The organism is Pseudomonadota bacterium, from assembly GCA_030859565.1.
GTDB lineage: Bacteria > Pseudomonadota > Gammaproteobacteria > JACCXJ01 > JACCXJ01 > USCg-Taylor.
Genome location: JALZJW010000213.1, coordinates 1 through 4,670, shown reverse-complemented (window position 1 = coordinate 4,670; position 4,670 = coordinate 1). Strand labels below are relative to the sequence as shown.

General features: G+C 60.4%; 6 protein-coding genes. 5 read left to right on the top strand and 1 reads right to left on the bottom strand.

Annotated elements, in window-relative coordinates; all coding sequences use genetic code 11:
- Window positions 1–1,275 (bottom strand): serine/threonine-protein kinase (locus tag M3436_19430; protein ID MDQ3566159.1); only part of this gene is annotated, 1,275 nt, incomplete at its 3' end.
- Window positions 1,276–1,400: 125 nt separating this feature from the next.
- On the opposite strand from M3436_19430, the gene M3436_19425 reads away from it, so the two are divergent.
- From M3436_19425 to M3436_19405, 5 genes are all read left to right on the top strand, one after another.
- Entirely contained in the window at window positions 1,401–2,720 is a 1,320-nt protein-coding gene (locus M3436_19425) for an ATP-binding protein (protein MDQ3566158.1), read from the top strand.
- Window positions 2,717–3,271 (top strand): response regulator transcription factor, encoded by a 555-nt coding sequence (locus tag M3436_19420; GenBank protein MDQ3566157.1) that lies wholly within the window; start codon window positions 2,717–2,719, stop codon window positions 3,269–3,271. The genes M3436_19425 and M3436_19420 overlap by 4 nt, the downstream gene beginning before the upstream one ends.
- Complete coding sequence (locus tag M3436_19415) at window positions 3,268–3,669, top strand: Mth938-like domain-containing protein (protein ID MDQ3566156.1); 402 nt, start codon at window positions 3,268–3,270, stop codon at window positions 3,667–3,669. The genes M3436_19420 and M3436_19415 overlap by 4 nt, the downstream gene beginning before the upstream one ends.
- A gap of 131 nt (window positions 3,670–3,800) precedes the next feature.
- On the top strand, window positions 3,801–4,034 hold the full coding sequence (locus tag M3436_19410; protein ID MDQ3566155.1) for a DNA-binding protein: 234 nt from the start codon (window positions 3,801–3,803) through the stop codon (window positions 4,032–4,034).
- On the top strand, window positions 4,021–4,443 hold the full coding sequence (locus tag M3436_19405; protein ID MDQ3566154.1) for a type II toxin-antitoxin system VapC family toxin: 423 nt from the start codon (window positions 4,021–4,023) through the stop codon (window positions 4,441–4,443). Before M3436_19410 ends, M3436_19405 begins: the two co-directional genes overlap by 14 nt.
- Window positions 4,444–4,670 lie beyond the last annotated feature (227 nt).

The window sequence follows — 4,670 nt, the reverse complement described above, 5'->3', positions numbered from 1 at the left end:
CTTCAGCGCGAATTCCGTCATGCTCGCCAAACGCTGGAGCACGCTCTTCATAAACAGCCGGTAAAAACGCAGTTGACACTCCGGTGATAACTGCTCCAGCATCGTTTCGTTGACCTTGAGCACCGAGCAATGGCGATTCGCTATGATCGCCGCCGCCCGTGCACCCTCGGTGATCTTGCCGATTTCCCCGAAGCAACCGCCTTCGTTGAGCAGGGCCATTTTCTTTTTCGCTTGCACTACGACGGCGCTGCCTTCCACGATGATATATAACGCGTCCTCAATCTCGCCGCCGGTCAGTATCGGGTCATCCTCCGAGAACTCTTGCCGGATACTGCCGCGGATAATCGTCCACAGGTCTTCATCGCTAAACTCGGAAAAAACCGCGAGCCGCCGCAGCTCTTGAAAGCGTTCGCTCAGCGATATGTCGCGTGCGGGCACCCATAGAGATCCGAAGATCGCCGCGAGATCCGAAGCCAAATCGAGGCCGCGTTTATATCGGCTCGCCGGTGCTTTTTCGAGCGCACGCCCGACGATGCGTTCCAAGACGGGGGACGTATCGGGCCGGTGTGCGCTCATCGGCGCCGGATCCTCGTTAACGACGCGATGGATCACCTCCGAGAAACGCTGGGCGTAGAAGGGATGCCGGCCGGTCAGCATTTCATACATGACCACGCCCAGGGAAAAGAGATCGGTTTGGCCCGAGATGGGCTCCTCTTGGACCTGCTCGGGCGACATATAGCCTGGCGAGCCCGCGAAGCCGAGCGTCAGGCCTTCCTTGCTGTTTCCGCGGTTGATGTAAGCGATACCGAAATCGCCGATCTTGACCTCGCCCTCGGGAGTCAATAAGAGATTGGTAGGCTTGATGTCGCGGTGTAACACACCCTGCGCGTGCGCATGATCCAGGGCTTTCGCACATCTAAAAATAAGCTCGACGACACGCTCCACCGGCAACAGGCGATCCGGCGTACAATGCGCTTTAAGCGTCGCCCCCTCCACGATGTACTCCATCGCGATATAACAGGTATCACCCTCGATTCCGGCGTCGAATACTTGCACGATGCTGGGATGACGCAACGCCGCGGTTGCTTGCGCCTCGATAAAAAATCGATTCCGGATTTCCTCCGGAGCAGCCTCCGCGATGCTCGCCGCAGGAACCTTGAGCGCAACCGGGCGATCGACGTAGGGATCTTGGGCGAGGAAAACCGCCGCTGAACTGTTGCGGGATAGCTCCCTCACAATACGGTATTTACCAAGGCGCTGTGGTTTGTTGCTCATGTTTGCCAGTGAATCGGCCCGTTGTCCGGATAAGGTTTCTCGCAACGGCAATGCTAGAATAACATCGTGCGGTCTGACAGCCAGCTCCAGGACGGCCGCGACGCACCGGTTTCCGGACTCCAAAGATGCTTACAGACACGAACGCCGATCCAGCCCCCCGCGACAGCGCGCTGTCGAAGCTCTGCCTTCAGTACTTATTGCTGGTGCGGGTCGTCGTGATCTGCGGGCAACTCGCCGCCGCCATTGCCGCGCATTATATCCTGGCGATGCCGCCCTCAATACTGCCCGTGGCGATTGTAATCATCGCTCTCGGCGGTTTCACGTTTTTCAGTTGGCGCACCCTTCAATCGGGGATTCCGGTTTCGGAGCGCAGCATCCTGACACAGCTTCTCGTCGATGTCCTCGGGCTGGCGGTGCTGTTATTGTTTACAGGAGGATCGGCTAACCCATTCGCATCCTTGCTACTTTTACCCGTCATCGTCGCCGCGGCCCTCTTGCCGCGCCGCTACACCTGGATCATTGCCGCCGAGGCGGCGCTCTTTTACACCGGGCTTTTGTTCGTTCATGTGCACCCGCTTTACGTAGAGGTCCATCCTCCGGAGAGCACCCAGATCGGACATGAGTTTGCCTTCCATGTCTGGGGGATGTGGCTCGGGTTTCTATTGAGCGCCATGGTCGTGGCGTATTTCGTGGCGCGCATGGGCTCCACCTTACGCCAACACGATCGGGACCTTGCGCAGGCCCGGGAAAAAGCGCTCGAAGCCGGCCAACTCGCGGCCTTGGGCTCGCTGGCCGCCGGAACGGCCCACGAGCTCGGGACCCCGCTCGCGACGATCGCAATCTTGGCCAAGGAATTGGAACGCGACTATGAGGACAACGAGACGCTCACGGAAAAACTTCAGCTATTGCACAGCCAGGTGATGCGCTGTAAAGGGATTCTGTCGAGCATAGCGGCGCGTTCGGGCGCGGCCCAAGCCGACGCGGGGCGGCCCGTTTATCTGGATCGCTATCTCGACGATCTGATCGGCGAATGGCGTCAGCTGCATCCCGGGCTCGCGCCGCGGGTGAAGCGTTCCGGACCTCAGCCGGCAGCGCAAATCATCGCCGATCGAACCCTCACACAGGCGCTTCTCAATGTGCTCAACAACGCCGCCGATGCGGCGGCGCAATCCGTGGCGGTAGAGGCGATATGGACCGACGATCGCCTCGAGATCACGGTCTACGACGATGGCGCCGGCCTGCCCGAGACGTTGCGCAAGCACATCGGGACACCTTTCGTAACCACAAAACCCGCGGGAAAGGGCTTGGGCCTTGGCTTGTATCTCGCGCGCACGACGCTCGATCGACTCGGCGGTACGCTCGATCTGGAAGAGCGGAGGCCTTCCGGTGTATGCGTCAAAATCGGCTTACCGCTCACTCCCTTAATGACCGCGAAGCCGTTATGATCGATGCCATGCTCGAAGCTCCGGCGCCTGCTGTGATACTGGTGGACGATGATGCCGCGTTTTGCGAGGTTCTGGGCGATGCGCTGGCCCGGCGAGGCCTCGATACCTTCATCGCTCACAACGCCGAGGACGGTCTACGGCTGGCCGAACAGCATGCGCCCGGCTATGCCGTGGTCGATCTGCGTATGCCCGGTCCCTCGGGGCTCGCGCTGGTGGCCCGGCTCCGGGCGCAAGATCCCGAGATGAAGATTGTCGTCCTCACCGGTTATGCCAGCATTACCACGGCCGTCGAGGCTATAAAGCTCGGCGCTACTTACTACCTGACGAAGCCCACCGACGCCGACGAGATCATGGCGGCCTTCCACCGCGACGACGGCAATACCCGCGCCGAGGCCGCGCCGCACCCGATCTCGATGGACCGCATCGAGTGGGAGCACATTCAGCGTGTTTTGGTCGAGTGCCGAGCCAACGTCTCCGAAGCCGCCCGGCGTCTGGGAATGCACCGGCGAACGCTACAGCGCAAGCTCAATAAGCGGCCAGCGCCGGTGTGAGTGACGATCCCGCCGAGGATCCGATGCGGCTTGATCTCCACAGTCATCCCGGCGCTTATGCCATCCGCTCCTATCGCCGGGGCGCCATCGTGGTCAACGAGGAGACCCTGACGCAAAGCTTCATCATCACGCCCACGCAACTTCTCCGCGACTGGCCGCCCCAACGCTTCGATGAGGTGCTGCCCGAGCACTTCACGGCCATTACCCAGCTCAAGCCCGAAATCGTCCTCTTCGGAACCGGAACGCGGTTGCGTTTTCCGTCCGCGGACATTGGCGCCAGTCTATTAAGCGCGGGCATCGGCTTTGAAGTGATGGATACGGCGGCCGCTTGCCGCAGCTACGTTATCTTGTTATCCGAAGATCGCAATGTGGCCGCGGCGCTCCTGATGATCGAATAGTTCGTGGTCGCAAGGGCACGGATGTTCGCGCCGCTCGACCCCGATGAGGGGGTGCAACCGGCTTGAGCGCGTGATCGCCGGGTGCTATCATTGCAATCACTATCGCTCTCGACTCCTACAGGAGATCCGTCATGGCCAATCTTATCGTCCGCAACGTCGATGAAGACATCGTCCAAGCGCTCAAGGCGCGGGCCGGTCGGCACGGTACCAGCGCTGAAGCCGAGCATCGCCGTATCCTCGCGCAAGCTTTGCTCCGACCGCGTCGAAGAACGTTCGCGGAAGTGCTGGTTCGCATGCCCGGCGTGGGCGAGGACGCTGACTTCGAGCGCATCGATGCAAGCTTCCGCGACCATGTACCTCGTTGACACCAACGTCATCAGCGAAGCTCGAAAAGGCCGCAAGGCCAACCCCGGTGTAAACCGATTCTTCAAGGACGCGGCGGCGGGCGGCACGCCGCTCTTCATCAGCGTCATCACTGTGGGTGAAATCAGGCGCGGTATCGAGTTGCTGCGCCACCGTGACGACCTCTCCCAGATGAAGCGGCTGGAAACCTGGCTGGAGAAACTGCTCGCCGACTTCGGCGAGCAGATGCTGGAGTTCGGTCGTGAAGAGGCACAGATCTGGGGACGCCTGTGCGTACCCCACCCCGAAAACGCCATCGATAAGCAGATCGCCGCCATCGCACTCACGCGCGACCTTACCCTGGTCACTCGCAACACCAGCCACTTCTCACGATTGGGATCCTCGATCCTGAATCCGTTTGACCCAGCCTGACGTACGTTGCCCTACCCGTAGTAACGGCGGAATCCCGGATGAAACATGAGAGGAACCGGAGGACGACTATGCAACGAACCACCCGGATTCCGCTTCGCTACATCCATATATGGACTCCTCCCGATTTGCAAGCATTTTTCTCTTCGATTGCAGCAGTCGGTGAGCGCAGTTGCTCCCATATATCCGGCCTGTTGGTGAGGCCTTGGTCGCCTCCGGGCCCTGATGGA

Coding starts and splice junctions, on each gene's coding strand:
- M3436_19425 (MDQ3566158.1), top strand. CDS start 1,401: ATGCTTACAGACACGAACGCCGATCCAGCCCCCCGCGACAGCGCGCTG.
- M3436_19420 (MDQ3566157.1), top strand. CDS start 2,717: ATGATCGATGCCATGCTCGAAGCTCCGGCGCCTGCTGTGATACTGGTG.
- M3436_19410 (MDQ3566155.1), top strand. CDS start 3,801: ATGGCCAATCTTATCGTCCGCAACGTCGATGAAGACATCGTCCAAGCG.
- M3436_19405 (MDQ3566154.1), top strand. CDS start 4,021: ATGTACCTCGTTGACACCAACGTCATCAGCGAAGCTCGAAAAGGCCGC.